At 71.7% G+C, this 17,166-nt stretch carries 18 protein-coding genes and 1 pseudogene; 12 read left to right on the plus strand and 7 right to left on the minus strand.

Translation table 11 applies throughout. From position 1 onward, the window contains the following. Positions 1-22 precede the first annotated feature (22 nt). The 3 genes from mptB (at position 23) to J2S43_RS01560 (ending at position 2,517) form a co-directional block, all read left to right on the plus strand. Positions 23-1,495 carry a polyprenol phosphomannose-dependent alpha 1,6 mannosyltransferase MptB gene (gene mptB, locus J2S43_RS01550; RefSeq protein ID WP_306826723.1) on the plus strand — a complete coding sequence of 491 codons (1,473 nt, stop codon included), beginning with the start codon at positions 23-25 and terminating at the stop codon, positions 1,493-1,495. 351 nt (positions 1,496-1,846) lie between these two features. Continuing rightward, positions 1,847-2,119 carry a type II toxin-antitoxin system Phd/YefM family antitoxin gene (locus tag J2S43_RS01555; protein ID WP_306826724.1) on the plus strand — a complete coding sequence of 91 codons (273 nt, stop codon included), beginning with the start codon at positions 1,847-1,849 and terminating at the stop codon, positions 2,117-2,119. Continuing rightward, complete coding sequence (locus tag J2S43_RS01560) at positions 2,116-2,517, plus strand: type II toxin-antitoxin system VapC family toxin (protein WP_306826725.1); 402 nt, start codon at positions 2,116-2,118, stop codon at positions 2,515-2,517. The genes J2S43_RS01555 and J2S43_RS01560 overlap by 4 nt, the downstream gene beginning before the upstream one ends. Before the next feature lie 200 nt (positions 2,518-2,717). On the opposite strand, the gene J2S43_RS01565 is transcribed toward J2S43_RS01560, so the two are convergent. Next, positions 2,718-3,089, minus strand: a complete 372-nt coding sequence (locus J2S43_RS01565; RefSeq protein ID WP_306826726.1) for a ComEA family DNA-binding protein — start codon at positions 3,087-3,089, stop codon at positions 2,718-2,720. Positions 3,090-3,165: 76 nt separating this feature from the next. Then, positions 3,166-4,746 carry a Ycf46 family AAA ATPase gene (locus J2S43_RS01570; protein ID WP_306826727.1) on the minus strand — a complete coding sequence of 527 codons (1,581 nt, stop codon included), beginning with the start codon at positions 4,744-4,746 and terminating at the stop codon, positions 3,166-3,168. A gap of 134 nt (positions 4,747-4,880) precedes the next feature. Between J2S43_RS01570 and J2S43_RS01575 the strand changes: the two genes are divergently transcribed. Continuing rightward, positions 4,881-5,108 carry a TM2 domain-containing protein gene (locus J2S43_RS01575; RefSeq protein WP_306826728.1) on the plus strand — a complete coding sequence of 76 codons (228 nt, stop codon included), beginning with the start codon at positions 4,881-4,883 and terminating at the stop codon, positions 5,106-5,108. 113 nt (positions 5,109-5,221) lie between these two features. After that, positions 5,222-6,253: an ROK family protein gene (locus J2S43_RS01580; RefSeq protein ID WP_306826729.1), complete on the plus strand. Its 1,032-nt coding sequence runs from the start codon at positions 5,222-5,224 to the stop codon at positions 6,251-6,253. A gap of 103 nt (positions 6,254-6,356) precedes the next feature. Here J2S43_RS01580 and J2S43_RS01585 read toward each other — a convergent pair whose 3' ends face one another. Continuing rightward, on the minus strand, positions 6,357-6,758 hold the full coding sequence (locus J2S43_RS01585) for a RidA family protein (protein ID WP_306826730.1): 402 nt from the start codon (positions 6,756-6,758) through the stop codon (positions 6,357-6,359). Between the two features lie 84 nt (positions 6,759-6,842). Between J2S43_RS01585 and J2S43_RS01590 the strand changes: the two genes are divergently transcribed. The 3 genes from J2S43_RS01590 to J2S43_RS01600 all read left to right on the plus strand — a co-directional run bounded on the left by J2S43_RS01590 (position 6,843) and on the right by J2S43_RS01600 (position 8,263). After that, positions 6,843-7,805, plus strand: coding sequence for a helix-turn-helix transcriptional regulator (locus J2S43_RS01590; RefSeq protein WP_306826731.1), 963 nt, complete (start codon positions 6,843-6,845; stop codon positions 7,803-7,805). Positions 7,806-7,895: 90 nt separating this feature from the next. Continuing rightward, positions 7,896-8,096, plus strand: a complete 201-nt coding sequence (locus J2S43_RS01595; RefSeq protein ID WP_306826732.1) for a hypothetical protein — start codon at positions 7,896-7,898, stop codon at positions 8,094-8,096. Next, positions 8,090-8,263, plus strand: coding sequence for a hypothetical protein (locus J2S43_RS01600; protein WP_306826733.1), 174 nt, complete (start codon positions 8,090-8,092; stop codon positions 8,261-8,263). The genes J2S43_RS01595 and J2S43_RS01600 overlap by 7 nt, the downstream gene beginning before the upstream one ends. 87 nt (positions 8,264-8,350) lie before the next feature. On the opposite strand, the gene glnA is transcribed toward J2S43_RS01600, so the two are convergent. Then, the gene (gene glnA, locus J2S43_RS01605; protein WP_306826734.1) at positions 8,351-9,775 is read right to left on the minus strand and encodes a type I glutamate--ammonia ligase; all 1,425 of its coding nucleotides are present in this window, start codon (positions 9,773-9,775) and stop codon (positions 8,351-8,353) included. Positions 9,776-9,988: 213 nt separating this feature from the next. Here glnA and J2S43_RS01610 point away from each other — a divergent pair, with 213 nt between their 5' ends. After that, entirely contained in the window at positions 9,989-10,405 is a 417-nt protein-coding gene (locus tag J2S43_RS01610; protein ID WP_370881579.1) for an RDD family protein, read from the plus strand. 316 nt (positions 10,406-10,721) lie between these two features. Here J2S43_RS01610 and J2S43_RS01615 read toward each other — a convergent pair whose 3' ends face one another. The 3 genes and pseudogenes from J2S43_RS01615 to J2S43_RS01625 form a co-directional block, all read right to left on the minus strand. After that, positions 10,722-11,342 (minus strand): ClpP family protease, encoded by a 621-nt coding sequence (locus J2S43_RS01615; RefSeq protein ID WP_306826735.1) that lies wholly within the window; start codon positions 11,340-11,342, stop codon positions 10,722-10,724. A 335-nt stretch (positions 11,343-11,677) separates the two neighbouring features. Next, positions 11,678-11,900 (minus strand): annotated as a pseudogene (locus J2S43_RS42100) (helix-turn-helix domain-containing protein); the annotation flags it as partial. A 21-nt stretch (positions 11,901-11,921) separates the two neighbouring features. Continuing rightward, positions 11,922-12,614 carry a DUF4191 domain-containing protein gene (locus tag J2S43_RS01625; protein WP_306826737.1) on the minus strand — a complete coding sequence of 231 codons (693 nt, stop codon included), beginning with the start codon at positions 12,612-12,614 and terminating at the stop codon, positions 11,922-11,924. 219 nt (positions 12,615-12,833) lie between these two features. Here J2S43_RS01625 and J2S43_RS01630 point away from each other — a divergent pair, with 219 nt between their 5' ends. From J2S43_RS01630 to J2S43_RS01640, 3 genes are all read left to right on the plus strand, one after another. Then, on the plus strand, positions 12,834-12,989 hold the full coding sequence (locus J2S43_RS01630) for a hypothetical protein (protein WP_306826738.1): 156 nt from the start codon (positions 12,834-12,836) through the stop codon (positions 12,987-12,989). Positions 12,990-13,107: 118 nt separating this feature from the next. Continuing rightward, positions 13,108-16,149, plus strand: a complete 3,042-nt coding sequence (locus J2S43_RS01635) for a helix-turn-helix transcriptional regulator (protein ID WP_306826739.1) — start codon at positions 13,108-13,110, stop codon at positions 16,147-16,149. Positions 16,150-16,441: 292 nt separating this feature from the next. Next, positions 16,442-17,164, plus strand: a complete 723-nt coding sequence (locus J2S43_RS01640) for a DnaJ domain-containing protein (protein WP_306826740.1) — start codon at positions 16,442-16,444, stop codon at positions 17,162-17,164. Positions 17,165-17,166 lie beyond the last annotated feature (2 nt).

A 17,166-nucleotide genomic window follows, 5' to 3' on the forward strand; every position in this document is an offset into this window, starting at 1 on the left:
CGAACTGGAAGCAGAATTCACCGTGACCACTGCCCCGCCCGCTGTGAAGAAGCCGCTCGCACTGCTGACGGTGGCACGCTGGTCCGGATTCGCCGGTGCGGTGATGCTCGGCGCCGCGGCCTTCCTGGGCGGCGCGCTGCCGGTGCCGCAGCCCGCCTGGGTCTCGCCGGTCACGATCTGGCACGCGGAGAACGGTCCCGCGTCCGTCATCCTGTATTTCGCCGGCGTGATCCTGCTCCTCCTCGCCTGGTGGCGGGCCCGGGCCGGCGAGCTGACCGTGCGCTGGGTCGCGGTCACCGCGGCGCTGTGGTCGCTGCCGCTGCTCGTCGCGCCGCCGCTGGCCAGCCGGGACGTCTATCCGTACTCGTGCCAGGGAGAGATCTTCGCGGCCGGCATCGACCCGTACCGCAACGGTGTCGCCGCCCTGCCCTGCGAGTGGCTGGACCTGGTCACGCCGATGTGGCGGGAGACCCCGGCGCCGTACGGCGCGGTCTTCATGGCGGTCGCCGGCCTGGTCGCGCACGTCACCGGCACGCTCTGGGCCTCGATCGCCGGGTTCCGGGCCGCCGCCGTGCTCGGCCTGATCCTCGCCGCGGTCAGCCTGCCCGCGCTGGCCCGCCGCGCCGGCGCCGACCCGGCCCGCGCGCTCTGGTTCGGCCTGGCCACCCCGCTGGTCGGCATCCACCTGCTCTCCGGCGCACACAACGACGCGCTGATGCTCGGCCTGTTCCTCGCCGGCCTCGCGGTCACGCCCTTTTCGGGTGATCCGCGCACTCCGGCGTGGTGGCTGCGGCTCGCCGGCGCCGGCGCTTTGATCGGCCTGTCCGTCGGCGTCAAGGGCACCGCGCTGGTCGTGCTGCCGTTCGCCGCGCTGCTCGCGATCGGCGCCCCGTTCCGGTGGCGCGCGCTCTGGCCGGTCGCGGCCGCGCTCACCGGCGGCGCCGTGGCCGCGCTGGCCGGCACCACGCTCGCCGTCGGCCTCGACTTCGGCTGGCTGGCCGCGCTCTCCGGCACCGGCGACTCCGTCGTCTGGCAGTCGCCGCCCACCTCCGTCGGCCTGACCATCGAGTGGCTGATCCGCATGGTCGGCATCAAGACGAAGGTGTACGGCTTCTTCCGCGTCGTGGCCCTGATCCTGCTGGTCCCGGTCCTGGTCGCGATCTGGCTGCGGGCTCGCCGCGACCAGACCGACGCGAAGGTACTGCACCACGCCGGCCTCGCGCTGGCGGCCACGCTCGCGCTCTCCCCGGTCGTCAACATCTGGTACATGACCTGGCCGATCGCGCTCCTCGCGATTGCCGCCGCGTCCGGCCGGGGCCTGCTCGGCATCACATTCGTCACGGCCGGCGGCCTCTTCCTGATCATGCCCGACGGCACCGGCCTGGCCTACTTCACCCGCATCCCGGGCGCCCCGCTGATGCTCGCCTTCTCCATCTGGTTCCTGATCCGCCTCTTCCGCCGCCTCCGCGACGAACGCCACCCCATCCCGGTCTGACCGGCGGTGTCCCCATGGTTTGGGGCGCGCCGATCACGGGATGGCGCACCAGGGACCGAATCAAGATCACGTTCAAGAGCGTGATCTTCCCGCTTCCGGCGTGGCCCAGCCCGTTTGCTCCCGCGGGCAAACCGCGCCGAGGGCTCCGGCTCCGCTGGCGCTCCGCTCCGCCCGCGGCGGCGGAGCCGGCGACGTCGTGGCCGGGGAGAACCGCGATTCCCGCCACCGCTCCCGCCGCGCGGCGCGCGTCGGGTTCTTCCGGGAATCCTGACCCACGCCGCCGCTCGGTACGTGCGAATCACTCGACGTTGAGACAGTCGGTGTAGTACGAAGCGTAGTACGCTCGTTGCCATGGAGCAGATTCCGATTCGCGTCTTGAACCAGGACACCGCAGGAGTCCTCGCGAAGGTCGAGCAGGGCGCAGTAATCGAGGTGACAAACCGAGGACACCCGATCGCGCGGATCGTGCCGGCTAAAGGCGATCCGCTGGCCGGTCTGGTCGAGGCCGGAGTGGTACTGCCGCCGACCGTGGTCGGGCCTTTTCTGATGCCGACGGCAGCAGCCGAGCCGGGAGCAGACGCCGGAGAGCTGATGAGCGGCCTGCGTGACGAGGAGCGCTGGTGATCTACCTGGACTCTGCGGCGCTGGTGAAGCTGATCCGCACGGAGCGCGAGACTCCTGGCCTCATCACCTGGCTCAATGAACGGTCTTCCGAACATCTGGTGGCCTCCGCGCTGGTGGAGGTGGAGGTGCCGCGCGCGTTGCGACGGTCCGCGCCGGGTGTGCTGGGGAGCGCGGCCGGTGTCCTCGCGCGGCTGTATCGGATGGAGATCAACGCGGCGGTGCGGGCGACCGCCGGAGCGTATCCCGATTCGCTCCTCCGGTCGTTGGATGCCGTTCACCTGGCTACCGCACAGCTGCTGATCGCGTCAGGTCAGGAGATCAGCGCGTTCGTGACATACGACAAGAGGTTGGCGGCGGTCGCGGAGAGCGCCGGACTGACTGTGGTGGCGCCCGAATAGGCGTCGCCGGAGTCGGGTGCCGCGGAGGCACATCATTGCAGTGAACGGCCGGTTTCAGTGGTGACCACCGGAAACCGGAAGGGAGCCCTGCTACCGCCCCGGCCGCCCGCCCCTGACCGGAGTGAACGCTCTACCCCCTACGGCTGACCGGGGCCCGCCGGAGCATGCGGGCCGGACTACGCCGGAGCGGGAAAATGCTTTCAGACGTCCAGGATTCTGGCGTCCGGCAGATAGGGCGTGTCCCGCCGGTACGGTTTCTGGGGTTTGTGGCAGGCCAGCAGGTTCGGTAACCGCGGGTGTTCGCGCAGGTCGACGCCGGCCGCCGTGGCGAACTCGTCCACGTCGGCGAACGGCCCGCCGAGCTCGCGCAGGTCGACCGCGCGGGCCGCGCCGGCGAGGTCGATGCCGGGCAGCACCGCCAGCTCCTCCGCCGTGGCCGCGTTGACGTCGACGCGGTCGACGAACGTCGGCGGGCGGGTGCCGGGCGGCACCACCGGCAGCACCAGCTGATCGTCGGCGGCGGGTGAGGAGGCCGCCGGCAGCCGGGGCGCGGGAGGCGGTGCCGGGGGCATCGGGGAAGGATCGTCGAAACCGGTCAAGCGCTGCCACCAACTCACCGTTACGAACCTCCGCGAACCGGACCCTGGATCAGAACTCTACGGCGCGCCCGTTGCCGGTGCCCATGTCCCAGTCCTCCGGCGCGGTCGCGGCGACCGCGCGGTCGGCGGCCCAGGAGCGGATGGCGGTTATCCGTTCCGACTGTGTCACGCTGAGTGGCACCGTGTTGGTGACCGCGCGCACCAGATCGTCGCGTTCCAGCGGGCGCCGTTGCGCGAACGCGTCGTAGAGCGCGGAGACCACGGCCTGCTCGATCTCGGCGCCGGAGAAGCCGTCGGTGAGCTTGGTCAGCTCGGTCAGCAGCGCCGGGGAGAGATCGAGGCGGCCGGCGACGGCGGGCCGGCTGAGCCGGCGGGCGAGGTGGACGGTCCAGATCGCGGTGCGTTCCGGGCCGGTGGGCAGGTCGACGAAGAAGATCTCGTCGAAGCGTCCCTTGCGGAGCAGTTCGGCGGGGAGGCGGTCGATGTCGTTCGCGGTGGCGATGATGAAGACCGGCCGGGTCTTCTCCTGCAGCCAGGTGAGGAACGTGCCGAAGACCCGGGCGCCGGTGCCGGTGTTGTCGCCGGAGCCGGACGAGGCCGCGAGTCCCTTCTCGATCTCGTCGACCCAGAGCACGCACGGCGACGTGGCCTCGGCCGCGCGGATCGCGGTGCGCATGTTCTGTTCGGACGAGCCGACCAGGCCGCTGAACACCCGGCCCATGTCCAGGCGGAGCAGCGGCAGGCCCCAGCCGGCCGCGACCGCCTTGGCGGTGAGTGACTTGCCGCAGCCGGGCACGCCGGTGATCAGCACGCCGCGCGGCGCGGGCAGGCCCCAGGCGGCGGCCTCGTCCAGCCAGGTGCCGTCGCGGCGCAGCAGCCAGCGTTTGAGGTTCTCCAGGCCGCCGACGTCGGCCAGGCCGGTGTGCGGCTCGACGAACTCCAGCAGACCGGACTTGCGGACCGCCTGACGCTTCTCCTCGTGCACCACCGCGAGGTCCGCGGGGGCCAGCACGGCGTCGTCGACCATCGCGCGGGCGAACGCGTTCTCCGCCTCGTGCAGCGTGAGCCCGAGCGCGGCCTTGGCGAAGCGCTCCCGATCGCCGGGGGTGAGCGTGACCGTGATCCGCCCGGTGGCCATGTTGTCGTCGATCATGCGGTCCAGCAGCGCCCGGATCTCGGTCTCGGCCGGGAGCGGGAAGTCCAGGATGGAGACCTCCTTCTCCAGGTCGTGCGGGATGTGCAGCGCGGGCGCGAGGATGATCAGCGTGCGGGGGACCGGGCCGGCCCGGAACGCCACCGCGACGTCGCGGAGCAGCCGGACGACCGCGGGGCCGAGCGTGCCGTGCAGGTCGCAGAAGACGAAGACGCTGGGTTCGTCCGTGCGCAGCGCGGCGACGAGCGCGTCCTCCGGATCGATCGCGCCGCGCCGGGCGGTGCCGTCCGGCTGGATCAGTCCACTCGTCGGCGACCAGGTGAGCAGCGCACGCGGGGTACGGACCAGTTCCGGGTCCCGGGCCACCGCGGCGATCTCGGCGAGTGCGCGGTGTTCCTCATAGGACTCGACGTACAGAATCGGGATTCTCGCGCGGAATGCCTGCGAGAGGTCGCCCCGAAATCCGATGGACGGCATCGATTTACCTCCCCGGCGGACATCCGACCGGCAGAAGGTTAGCAATGAGCCGAAGACCTGTTGCCTAGGAGCGTCGTGTCCCGTTATTGTGCATCGATTTTCCAGGGAACTTTCAGCTAGGAGATACCCGAATCATGTCCACCACCCCTGTCGCCGCCGGTCAGAAGTCCTGGGTCGTCACGCTTCTGCTCGAGTTCTTCCTCGGCACGCTCGGCGTCCACCGCTTCTACGTCGGCAAGATCGGCACCGGCCTCCTGATGCTGATCACCTTCGGTGGCCTCGGCATCTGGTGGCTCATCGACCTGATCATGATCGTCACCGGCAAGTTCACCGACAAGCAGGGTCTCCCGCTCGCTCGCTGAACCAGCGTTTCGGCCCCCCGGACCGCTCGCGGTCCCGGGGGCCGATCCGTCTCCGCCGGGGAAGATCGTCGGTACGATGCGGGTCAGGGTTCCGGCGCGGGCGGAGGCGATCGATGGTGTTGGTGAACGGTCCGGTGGTCGTCGGGATCGACAACGGCGGCACCGCGAACAACGCGACCATCCTGACCTCGGCCGGTGAGTTCCTGGTCGACCGGATGGTCGAGATCCCCAGCCGGGTCAGGGAAGGCCCGGAGCAGGCCGTGACCGCGCTCTCCGACGCGCTCGACAACATCCTCGCCATCACCGGTGTGCAGCGTGAGGCGGTCGTCGCGGTCGGCCTGGACACGCCCGGCCCCGCCACGGCGGACGGCGTGATCTCGCAGAAGGGCTCGACGAACTTCTCCGAGTCCGCCTGGCACGGCTTCGACATCCGCGGTGCGCTCGAGGCCCGCCTCGGCCTGCCGGTCGTCTACAACAACGACGGCAACGCGGCCGCGCTCTACGCCCACCATGTCTACTTCGGCGCAGAGGCCGCGGACACCTCGTCCATCTCCGCGATCGTCGGCACCGGCCTCGGCGGCGGCGTGGTCGAGAACGGCCAGGTCGTCAAGGGCGCCGCCGGGATGGCCGGCGAACTCGGCCACGTCACGATCCCGCTGCACGGCCTGATCGAGGACGACCAGCCGCTGCCGCTCTGCAACTGCGGCTTCACCGGCGACTCGGAGAGCATCGCCTCCCTCACCGGCATCGCCCAGAACCTGCTGCCGTACTGGCTGGGCCGCTACCCCGGCCACCCGCTGCACGCCGAGCCGTCCATCCTGGCCGCCGCGAAGAAGCTGCGCGGCATGGCCGAGGCCGGCGACGAGATGGCGCTGCACGTCTTCGAACAGCAGGCCACCGCGATCGGCCGCCTCTTCACCGTCGCCGCGAACTTCACCGACCCGCACGCGTACTTCGTCGGCGGCGGCGTGGTCGAGACCCAGCCCCACTTCCGCGAGTGGTTCATCAAGACCGTCCGCGAGCACACGCTGCTCCGCGCGGAACAGTCCGCGGTGGCGACGTTCGCCCTGGTCCCGGACCTGGACATGGCCGGCGCGAGGGGCGCCGCCATCGCGGCACTGGAGCAGCACGTTCCGGCCGAATGAATCTTCAAAGCGGATTTTCCCGCTTCCGGCGTGGTGCAGCCCGCATGCTCCCGCGGGCACCGGCCGGGTGGGTGGTCACCTCAAAGATCAACCCTGGGCTGGTTCAGGCGACCGCGATGCCCTCCAGCTCGACCAGTTGCCCCGGGACAGCCAGCCGGGTCACGCCGAGCATCGTGGTCGCCGGTGCCACCCCGGCGGCGCCGAGCCGCGAGGCCAGCGCGCCGTAGTGCGTGAACAGCTGGTCGACGTCCGTGGTGTAGACGTTGAGGCGGACCAGGTTCGCCAGCGACATCCCGGCTTCGCCGAGCACCGCCTCCACGTTGTCGAGGCTGAGCGCCAGCTGCGCCGCCATGTCGTCGTCGTGCCGCGGCCTGCCCTCGCCGTCCATCGCGGTCTGCCCGGAGCAGTAGAGCGTCCGGGTGTGCCCGGAGACCAGCTCGCCCTGGTTGAATCCCAGCGCCGCCGACCAGTTCACCGGGTTGACCGCCACGCGTTCGATTGCCACTTCAGTCTCCGTTCGTCGCCGTTTGACGGAAGACTGCCAACGAATCACGCCACCCTATGTCACATATTTCGTTAGAGTCGCCGGATGCGCGCCGATCGACTGGTCTCGCTGGTCCTCTTGCTACGCCGGCACGGCCGGATGACCGCGGACCGGTTGGCCCGCGAGCTCGAGGTGTCCACCAGCACCGTGCTGCGCGACATCGAGGCGCTCTCCACCGCCGGTGTCCCGGTCTACGCCGAACGCGGCCGGCACGGCGGCTACGCGTTGCTCCCCGGCTTCCGCACCGAGCTGACCGGCCTGAACCACGACGAGACGCTCGCGCTGCTCTCCGCCGGACCGGGGCGCGGCGAGCGGGCGTTCGGCCTCGGCCCAGCGCTCGCCTCGGCGCTGCGCAAGGTGGTCGACGCACTGCCCGACGCCCACCTGGCCACCGCGAGCGACGCGTCCCGCCGCCTCCTCGTCGAGCCCGAGACCGACCTGCTGTCCCGCTGGCCGGTCACCGAGGACGTGCCGGCCACGACGATGGCCGAGGTGCGAAGCGCGGTGCTCACCGGCCGCCGGCTACGCCTGCTCTACGCCGCCACCGGCGAGACCGCCCGGTGGCGCACCGTGGACCCCGTCGGCGTGGTAACCGTGCGCGATCGCGCCTACCTGCTGGCGCTCAGATCCGGCGCCGACCGCACGTACCGGATGTCCCGGGTGCTGGCCGCCGAGAGCCTCCCCGACCCGGCCGAACGGCCCGACGAGGTCGACCTCGACCGCCTCTGGCGCGACCGCTGCGCCCGTTTCCTCGCCGACGGCCACCTGACCGTCCTGGTCCGCGTCGACCCGACCCGGCGGGACGACCTGCTGAACACCGCGGTGGCCGTCCGCACCGAGCAACCCGGCCCTGACGGCTGGCCCCGCCTCGAACTGACCTACCAGGACGCCTGGCATGCCGAGTGGGCCCTGTGGCAACTCGGCCCACACGCCGAGGCCCTCTCCCCACCCTCGCTACGCACCGCCCTCCACACCCGCGCCACCACGCTCGCCAACCGGTACGGGTAAATCGGCGAGATGCGTCTCTACCTCGGACCTTCCGCTCCCGGCCGGGAAAGACAATTCGGTCGGATTCGCCGTACGCGTCGGAAATTTGACATGGGCATTCAACGTGGCCTGATCGCCGCGCTGGCCGGACCGCCGTCGCCGGCGTCCGCCGGGCTCGATACCGGTTCTCGCCCGGTTGACCGCCTGGTACCGGGACTGCGGGCCGCCGGGCTGACGGTCGGGTGGGACTCGCCGCTGCCCGCATACCCGGTCGATCTGACACTTTCCGGCAAGCGGATCTGGCAGTGGTGATCGACGACCCCGAAGGCGACCCGTACGGCCGCGCGTTGCGCCGCACCCTGGCCCGCCTCGACGTCATCGCCGGTTCCGCGGACGTACGCCGTGTGCCGGTCTGGCGCTGCATCGCGGAACCGGATCAGGTCGTCGCCGAGCTGCGGGAGGCAGCGAACCGCGATTGAGCGGTCGTTCTCGCTGACGAAACGGACGAAGGCCGGCCCCCGAGGGGACCGGCCTTCACCGTGTCAGCTGTTCAGGCGGTGCCTGGATCAGCAGTCGTAGTACATCGCGAACTCGTGCGGGGTCGGGCGCAGGCGGACCGCGTCGACCTCGTTGGAGCGCTTGTAGTCGATCCAGGTCTCGATCAGGTCCTCGGTGAAGACGCCGCCCGCGGTCAGGTACTCGTGGTCGGCCTCGAGGCGGTCGAGCACGGCGTCGAGGGAGCCCGGCACCTGCTTGACGTTCGCGACCTCCTCCGGCGGCAGGTCGTAGAGGTCCTTGTCGATCGGGGCCGGCGGCTCGATCTTGTTCTTGATGCCGTCCAGGCCGGCCAGCAGCATGGCGGAGAACGCCAGGTACGGGTTGCTCGACGGGTCCGGCACGCGGAACTCGACGCGCTTGGCCTTCGGGTTGGTGCCGGTGACCGGGATGCGGGTGCAGGCGGACCGGTTACGCGCCGAGTAGACCAGGTTGACCGGCGCCTCGAAGCCCGGCACCAGGCGACGGTACGAGTTGACCGTCGGGTTGGTGAACGCGAGCAGCGACGGCGCGTGGGTCAGCAGACCGCCGATGTACCACCGGGCGGTGTCGGAGAGGCCGCCGTAGCCGGTCTCGTCGTAGAACAGCGGCTCGCCGTTCGCCCAGAGCGACTGGTGGGTGTGCATGCCCGAGCCGTTGTCGCCGAACAGCGGCTTCGGCATGAACGTGGCGGTCTTGCCCGCGTTCCACGCCGTGTTCTTGACGATGTACTTGAACAGCTGGATCTGGTCACCGGAGTGCAGCAGCGTCGAGAACTTGTAGTTGATCTCGGCCTGGCCCGCGGTGCCGACCTCGTGGTGCGCCCGCTCGATGGTGAAGCCCGAGTCGATCAGCTTGGAGACCATCTGGTCGCGCAGGTCGGCGTAGTGGTCGACCGGCGGGACGGGGAAGTAACCGCCCTTGTACGCGGTCTTGTAACCGCGGTTGCCGCCCGGCTCCTCCTTGCCCGAGTTCCACCAGCCCTCGATCGAGTCGATGTGGTAGAACGCCTCGTTGGCCTGGGTGCTGTGGCGGATCGAGTCGAAGATGTAGAACTCCGCCTCGGCACCGAAGTACGCCGTGTCGGCGATGCCGGAGGAGGCGAGGTAGGCCTCGGCCTTCTTCGCGACGTTGCGCGGGTCGCGCGAGTAGGCCTCGCGCGTGAACGGGTCGTGGATGAAGAAGTTGAGCGCGACCGTCTTGGCGATCCGGAACGGGTCGATGAAGGCGGAGGCGACGTCCGGCAGCAGCAGCATGTCGGACTCGTGGATGGCCTGGAACCCGCGGATCGAGGACCCGTCGAAGGCAAGACCATCGGAGAAGACGGAGTCGTCGAAGGACTCAACCGGCACCGTGAAGTGCTGCATCACGCCCGGCAGGTCACAGAAGCGGATATCGACGAACTTAACGTCCTCATCCTTGAGGTATCGCAGGAGCTCCTCGGAATTGGCGAACACACGTCCTCCTGGCACGTCCACTTATAGCTGGCTGGTCGCGACCGTATGGCTGCGGGGTTGCCCGAGCGTGTCTCGATTGTTTCTGCCGTGTTACGACCGGATGCTGGGGCATTATCCACCGATCAGGAGCGCGGTCGCTGCCTGAATGGACCATACAGCGAGCTTGCGGCCCGGGCTCCCGCCTCCCGAATTCTGACGGTTAACCTCGGGTTCGTGGCCGCGAACCCTGTGAATAAGCAACGAAAGCCGAATGATCCGCCGGGCGGAGAAATCGAACTACCGACGCTCGGCCGCCGATTCGGTGCGCTCGCCATCGACTGGGCGCTCTGTCTTCTCGTCGCGAACCTCTACGGCGAGCCCGCGCGCGACGGCTGGTCCCCGGTCGTCGCACTGATCTTCATCTACACCGTCTTCGCCGGCTTCTTCGCCCAGACGCCCGGCATGGCCCTCACCCGCCTCGCGGTCGTCGACGTCGACCACGGCGGCCCCATCGGCCCGCTCCGCGGCCTCCTCCGCGGCGTGCTGATCTGCCTGGTCCTGCCGATGCTGGTCCTCGACGGCGACCGCCGCGGCCTGCACGACCGCCTGGCCCGCTCGATCGTCCTCCCGGCACAGCGCAAAAACCCTTAGAGGCCTTCAAAATCGATTTCCCGCTTCCGGCGTGGTGCGGCAGCTCTGCGTTCACTCCGGTCAGGGGCGGCAGCCGGGTCCCGCGGGCACCGGTCGTCGCTGGCGCTCCTCCCTGCCGGTCCCGACGCGGGTCACCGAAACCCAGTGGTCCCACGGCCGGCAGAGCCAGGGCCAGGAGGCCGGCGCCGGGTCAGGTCGGCCCGGCGCCGGGTCAGGGCCATGATCGAGGCGTCCCCCATGTCGTTCTCACGGCATGGGGGACGCCTCGATCATGGGTAGGGGGTGCTGTCGGTTCGTGGGCGGCCGGCGTGGGCGGTCAGCGGGTGGCGGCGGTGAGCTGGTCGGCGGTGGTGACGACGTGGTCGACCATGCCGTATTCGCGGGCCTGCTCGGCCGTGAACCAGCGGTCGCGGTCCCAGTCCTGCGCGATCTGCTCCGGCGTCTGGCCGGTGTGCATCGCGGTCAGCTCCAGCTGGGTGCGCCGCACGTGGATCATGCTCTGCGCCTGGATCGCGATGTCCGCGCTGGTGCCCCCGATGCCACCGGACACCTGGTGCATCATGATCCGCGCGTGCGGGAGCGCGTAGCGCTTGCCGGCCGTACCCGCGCAGAGCAGGAACTGGCCCATCGACGCGGTCATGCCGAGCGCGACCGTGGCCACGTCGTTGCGGATGAAGCGCATGGTGTCGTAGACGGCCATGCCGGCGCTGACCGAACCGCCGGGGGAGTTGATGTAGAGCACGATGTCCCGCGTCGGGTCGTCCGCGGAGAGCAGCAGCGTCTGGGCGCAGATCGTGTTCGCGATGGCGTCGTCGACCTCGCGGCCGAGGAAGATGATCCGCTCCTGCAGCAGGCGCTCGAAGACCTGCCCCTCGAACAGGCCGGGCCCGGGGGTCTCGGCACTCTTGGAGACCGGCTGGGGGTGGACGGAGTGCATGGCACGCTCCCGAAAGTCGGGGGTGGGACGGGCCCACCCGGTCGCTTTCGTTCAGCGTGCGGCGCTCACCGCCGCACCCTCGAATGTTTCTCCTGAGCGGAGAATCGCTTCCAGCGCAACGGTGACGCGCAGCCGCCCGGCGTTGCCGCCGCAGAGGCGCGCGGCACTGCGCGGCGCACCCGCGGAACCGCGGGCCGAGGCCAGCACGCGGGGCACGGAACCGGCGGTGGTGTGGGGCGCAGTACCGGCGGTGGCGTGGGGGACAGAGCCGGAGGTCGCGTGGGGTGCGAGGCCGGCGGCCGCGCGCGGCGAGATGCGGCGCGGGTCGGTGCGGGCCAGCTCGCGGCGTGCCTCGTCGAGCAGGTCGCCGAGGCCGATGCCGAGCGCGCGGCAGATCGCGGCCAGGATCTCCGACGACGCCTCCTTGCGGCCCCGCTCGATCTCGGAGAGGTAGGGCAGCGAGACGTCGGCGTCGCGGGCCACGTCCTGCAGCGTCCGGCCCTGGGCGAGCCGGAGCCGGCGCAGGACCGAACCGATGATGCGGCGCAACAGCGGCACTGCGAACCCCCCGATGGTCTGTCAGCGACCGCGCGACTGGCGGAACTGGCCCTTGCTGGGACGCATGTTCTTCGGGATCGCGCCCTTCGGCATCTGTGGGCGGGCGAACAGCGCCGCGAGCCGCTTGTCGAGCGCGTTGACCTCGGCACCGGAGATGTCGCGCGGCAGGCGCAGCAGCGTCATCCGCAGCTTCCGGATGGACAGCTCACCCTCGCCGGTGCCGATGATGTAGTCGTGCAGCGGCGCGTTGCCGATCACCTTGGTGAGCCGGCGCTTCTCCGCGCCGAGCAGGCCGCGGACCTTGGCCGAGTCGCCCTCGCCGACCAGGATCACGCCGGGCCGGCCGATCACGATGTGCACCATGTCGAAGCTGGTGGTGGAGCTGGCCGCCGGGCGCACCCGCCAGTCGCCGCGCATCTGCTCCAGGATCGAGGCCGCGGCGCCGGGCTGGCCCTCGGCCGCGGTCATCATCGCGCTGTTCGACCGGACGCTCAGCACGACCAGCGCGGCGAGCGGCGCGAGCAGGAACAGCAGGATGACCGTGAAGACGCCCCAGCCGAGCAGGATGGCCAGCACAGCGAGCGCGATCGGGATCACCAGCGCGGCCGCGAGCAGCGGCGCGAACCACTTGTCGTGCTTCGCGGTGAACTGGAACACCATCCCGATCTGCTTCAGCCGCTGGCCGAACGAGACCTTCTCCTGGGGCTTTGCCATGGGTCGAGTCTACGGTGCCGCGCCAGCGCTTCGCGCGCCCGTCCTGGCCCATGCTTCGTAAGTACCTTACGCCGAATACGGCCCTTACTCAGCCCGGCTAAGACATGCCTAAGACGCCGATATCGCCCAGGAATGCGGCGGGTGCCTCATGCCCGGGCCGTGCCTTCCCGAGGAACGTGGTCGTCAGCACCGAAGCGACCACGACGGAAGGCGGACGCCATGTTCCCCAACTCGGACCTGATCCTGGCCCTGCACCGGTCCCGCGAGGCCGACCTGATGCGCGCCGCACGCGCGGACTCGCTCGCCGCCCGGGCGCACCGCAGGGCCGCACGATGGCATCCGCGACGCTCCGGACCTGCCCCGATGCAGGGCTGAGCGGGCGTATCGGATGATGGAGCACCCCGGAACCGCTGAGGGGTCGGCACGGGGGAACGCGGGCCGGGCGCCGGAGACGGCCGCCCGGCCCGTGCTGTCCGTCGTCCCATCGACGACCATGTCGTACCCGCGTGGCATGCTCGACGGCGTGTCGGCTCACGGGAAACCAAGCACGCTGGTCGGCCGGGACGGCGAGCTGGCCGCGCTGCGCGAGGCGATGAAGCGCGCCCGCGGCGGCGAGACCGCGGTGATGCTGATCGGCGGCGAGGCCGGCGTCGGCAAGACCCGGCTCTGCGAGGAGTTCGGCGCCCGCGCGGCCGGCGAGGGCGTGCAACTGCTCACCGGCCAGTGCCTGGAGCTGGGTGAGGAGGGCCTGCCGTTCGCGCCGTTCGCGTCCGCGCTGCGCGAGGTGCTGCGCCGCGGCGGCGCGCCGCTGTTCGCCGGGCACGAGCGCGAGTTCGGCGTGCTGCTGCCCGAGCTGGGCCAGCCCGGCGGCGCCGAGACCAGCCGCGGTTACCTCTTCGACCTGGTCGCCGGCCTGTTCACGAGGATGGCGGCGGAGCGGCCGCTGGTGCTGCTGATCGAGGACCTGCACTGGGCCGACCGGTCCACCCGCGACCTGATCGCGTTCCTGATCCGGTCCGCGCGCGCGGCCCGGGTGCTGCTCATCTGTACGTATCGGTCGGACGAACTACACCGCGGCCACCCGCTCCGGCCCTACCTCGCCGAGCTCGACCGCGTGCGCGGCGTCGAGCGCCGTGAGCTGGACCGGCTCGACCGGGACGGCACCGCGCGCGTGCTCACCCACCTGTTCGGCGCCGAGCCCACGGCCCGCGCGGTCGACGACATCCACGGCCGCGCGCAGGGCAACCCGTTCTTCATCGAGGAGCTGGCCGCGGCCGGTGACCCGGTCGGCTGCGCGGTCATCCCGGAGACGCTGCGCGATCTGCTGCTGGCCCGGGTCGACCGGCTGCCCGAGGCGGCACAGCGGCTGCTGCGCATCGCCTCGGTCGGCGGTAACCAGGTCGGCCACGATCTGCTCGTCACCGCGGCCGAGCTGCCCACCGAGCAGCTGGAGGCCGCGCTGCGGGCCGCGATCGCGGCCCAGCTGATGGTCGCGGATCCGGACGGTGGCTACGAGTTCCGGCACGCGCTGGTCCGCGAGGCCGTCCACGATGACCTGCTGCCCGGCGAGCGCGCCCGGCTGCACGCGCGGTTCGCCGCGATCATCGAGGCGGACGTGTCGCTGGTCGGCGCGTCCCGCGCGCCCGCGGAGATCGCCCACCACTGGTTCGTCGCGCACGACCACCCACGCGCGCTGGTCACGGCCTACTCGGCCGCGGACGCCGCCTGCCGGCGATTCGCCTACGCGGAACAGAGCCGCCTGCTGGAGCGCATGCTCGACCTCTGGGAGCAGGTGCCGGACGCGGCCGCCCGGCTCGGCATGACCCACCTGGACCTGCTGGAGGAGGCGCTCGGCGCGGTTATCGCGGCCGGCGACTACCACCGCGGCGTCAGCATGACCCGCGCCGCACTCGCCGAGATCGACCACGACGCGGAACCGCTGCGCGCGGCCCGGCTGCTGGAACGCCGCGGCCACCTGCTGCGCACGCTCGGCAAGGCGGACGGCGGTGACGAGCTGGACCGGGCGCTGGAGCTGGCGATGCGCTGCCCGCCGTCGGCCGCGCGCGTGCACCTGCTGGCCGACATCTCCGGTCACCTCACCAAGATCCGGCGGTCGCGGGGCCTCGCCACGGTCGCGCTGGTCCGGGCCGCCGCGGAGGACACGTCCGACCCGGCCGCCCAGGTCGCGGCCACGCTGGCGCTCGCGCGGATCGCCTGCCGCAGCGACGCGGTCGACGCCGGCATCGCGGAGCAGCGCCGGGCGATCACGCTGGCCCGCGCGGTCGGCGACCTGCCGGGCCTGGTCAAGGCGATCCTGAACAACTCGGACGCGCTCTTCGAGGTCGGCGACTGGGCGGCCAGCCTGCGGGCCGCGGAGGAGGGCATGGCCGAGGCGAAACGCGCCGGCATCAGCCGTTCCGTCGGCCTCTACCTCATCTCGAACACGGCTGAGGCGCTGATCGCGCTCGGCCGCTGGGACGAGGCGGACGCGCGCTGCGCCGACACCGCCCGCCTCGACCCGGTCGGCAACCTCGGCGCGCACTGGTCCACGCTGCGCGCGCAGCTCTGGCTGGCCCGCGGCCTCCCCGGCGTGGACGACGTGGTCGCCAGGGCGCTCGGGTTCCTCGGCCGGCCCTACCTGGAGGAGCAGCTCCGGTTGCCGCTGCTGGAGCTGTCGATCACGGCGCCGCGGGTGCGTGGCGACGCCGATGCCGCGCTGGACGCCGCCCGCCGGGCCGCGGCCGACCCGCGGCTCGGCGACTATCCGCGCTACGACTGGCCACTGGCCGTCGCGATCGCCGCCACGGCCCGCGACACCGCCGACGCCGGCCTGGCCGCTCGGCTCGCGACCGCGGCGGCGGGCTGGCCGGCCGTCCACCCGCCGCAACAGGCCTACGCGGCCGAGCTGCGTGCGCTGCTCACCGGGCTGGTGCCGCGCGCGTCCCGGCCACCGGCCACCGGCGCCTCGATCTCTCCGTTCGCCGCGGGTGGCCTTCCACCGCACGGCTTCACCGGCGTGACCCCGGAGCCGTCAGAGCTGCCGGCCGCCGGCCCGGTCCTGGAGCTTGCGGCCTGGCGGGCCGCGGTGGCGGCGTGGCGGCGGGACGGGCGGCCGTACAACCTGGCCTGCGCGCTGGTGAGCCTGGCCGAGGCCGCGGCGGCCGCCGGTGAGCGGGAGGACGCGGTCGCGGCGCTGGAGGAGGCCGCGGCACTGGCCGGCTCGCTCGGCGCGGCGCCGCTGTCGGCCGAGGTGACCACGCTCGCGCGCCGGCTCGGGCTGCGCGGCACGGTCGCCGGCTTCGCGCCCGCGGCGCCGGGTGCCCAGTTGCTGACCGAGCGGGAGCGCGAGGTGCTGCGCCTGGTCGCCGAGGGCCTGAGCAACGCGCGGATCGCGGCCCAGCTCTACATCTCGCCGAAGACCGCGAGCGTGCACGTGTCCCGGATCATCGCGAAGCTGGAGGTGGCGAACCGGGTGGAGGCCGCCGCGGTCGCGCACCGCCTGGGCCTGCTGGACGCCCCACCGGCCGCGAGCTAGGGCGTGTTCGGGGAATCTTCGCCGGCCTGCGCGTGGCCCAGGCGCCGCCTGGCCGCAAAGGCCCACATACAGTGCGGGCTTCCGCGCCGCGACTGGCGGACCTCGCCTCGCTCCGGTCCCCACGCCGGTGCGGCCTCATGCGACGGGAAACCGACCGCGTGGATGGGCGGCGATCTAGTATCGCCTTGGGTAACGTTCGCGTTACCCACTCCTTCGGCCGGAAGGAGTGGTTTACGCCGCGTGGAGGGGCTTTGCCTGCTTCCTGTACGCCAGCAGCCCCGCCGGACACGCCATGAGCCGTGACTTCCGCGAGTTGGGCGGCCGTGACGCGTACGCGTTGCTCGGCCTGGACGAGGGCGCGGACGCGCAGCAGATCAAGCGCGCCTGGCGGGCCATGTCCCGGCGGCACCACGCGGACGTCGGCGGCAGCGACAACGTGCAGTCCCTGCTGAACGTCGCCTACGACACGCTCTCCGACCCGGCGCTGCGCGGTGAGTACGACCGGTACCGCCGCACGGTCTCGCTGGTCGGCGCGCCACCGGCACCGGAGACGCCGCCGCCCGCGGGGCGCGACCACCGGCCACCGAAGGCCTGGCGGTCGCCGCCGGTGCAGGAGCCGGACGACGGGCCGGACGAGTGGGACAGCTGGGAGGCCGGGGAGGAGCCGCCGGCGGAGCAGCACCGCTTCGAGTCCGAGCCGGAGACGCCGCGCCACGAGGCCGCACCGCCGTTCACTCCCTGGTCCGCGCCGCGCCAGCCCGACCCGCGCCGTGACTTCGTCTCCACCGCGCGCCCGGTCGGCTACGACAACCTGGCCATCATCTCGCTGGTGCTGGCCATCGTGTTCGCGCCGGCCGCGCTGGTCACCGCGCCGATCGCGCTGTTCCGGATCCGCCGCACCGGCGCGCAGGGCCGCGGCCTGGCGATCACCGCGCTGATCCTGGTCGGCGTCCTCACGATCGCGCTGACCAGTGGTTACGTCATCGGCACCCGGGGCCCGGCCATCGCCCGCTGACC

Origin of the sequence: Catenuloplanes nepalensis (assembly GCF_030811575.1) — a bacterium.
Classification (GTDB): Bacteria; Actinomycetota; Actinomycetes; order Mycobacteriales; family Micromonosporaceae; genus Catenuloplanes; species Catenuloplanes nepalensis.

What these genes read in the sequence shown, in the direction of transcription:
- J2S43_RS01630 (WP_306826738.1), top strand. Translation starts at nt 12,834, where the DNA reads ATGTTCCCCAACTCGGACCTGATCCTGGCCCTGCACCGGTCCCGCGAG.
- J2S43_RS01555 (WP_306826724.1), top strand. Translation starts at nt 1,847, where the DNA reads ATGGAGCAGATTCCGATTCGCGTCTTGAACCAGGACACCGCAGGAGTC.
- J2S43_RS01625 (WP_306826737.1), bottom strand. Translation starts at nt 12,614, where the DNA reads ATGGCAAAGCCCCAGGAGAAGGTCTCGTTCGGCCAGCGGCTGAAGCAG.
- J2S43_RS01590 (WP_306826731.1), top strand. Translation starts at nt 6,843, where the DNA reads ATGCGCGCCGATCGACTGGTCTCGCTGGTCCTCTTGCTACGCCGGCAC.
- J2S43_RS01595 (WP_306826732.1), top strand. Translation starts at nt 7,896, where the DNA reads ATGGGCATTCAACGTGGCCTGATCGCCGCGCTGGCCGGACCGCCGTCG.
- J2S43_RS01640 (WP_306826740.1), top strand. Translation starts at nt 16,442, where the DNA reads ATGAGCCGTGACTTCCGCGAGTTGGGCGGCCGTGACGCGTACGCGTTG.
- J2S43_RS01570 (WP_306826727.1), bottom strand. Translation starts at nt 4,746, where the DNA reads ATGCCGTCCATCGGATTTCGGGGCGACCTCTCGCAGGCATTCCGCGCG.
- J2S43_RS01580 (WP_306826729.1), top strand. Translation starts at nt 5,222, where the DNA reads ATGGTGTTGGTGAACGGTCCGGTGGTCGTCGGGATCGACAACGGCGGC.
- J2S43_RS01615 (WP_306826735.1), bottom strand. Translation starts at nt 11,342, where the DNA reads ATGCACTCCGTCCACCCCCAGCCGGTCTCCAAGAGTGCCGAGACCCCC.
- J2S43_RS01635 (WP_306826739.1), top strand. Translation starts at nt 13,108, where the DNA reads ATGTCGTACCCGCGTGGCATGCTCGACGGCGTGTCGGCTCACGGGAAA.
- J2S43_RS01575 (WP_306826728.1), top strand. Translation starts at nt 4,881, where the DNA reads ATGTCCACCACCCCTGTCGCCGCCGGTCAGAAGTCCTGGGTCGTCACG.
- J2S43_RS01565 (WP_306826726.1), bottom strand. Translation starts at nt 3,089, where the DNA reads ATGCCCCCGGCACCGCCTCCCGCGCCCCGGCTGCCGGCGGCCTCCTCA.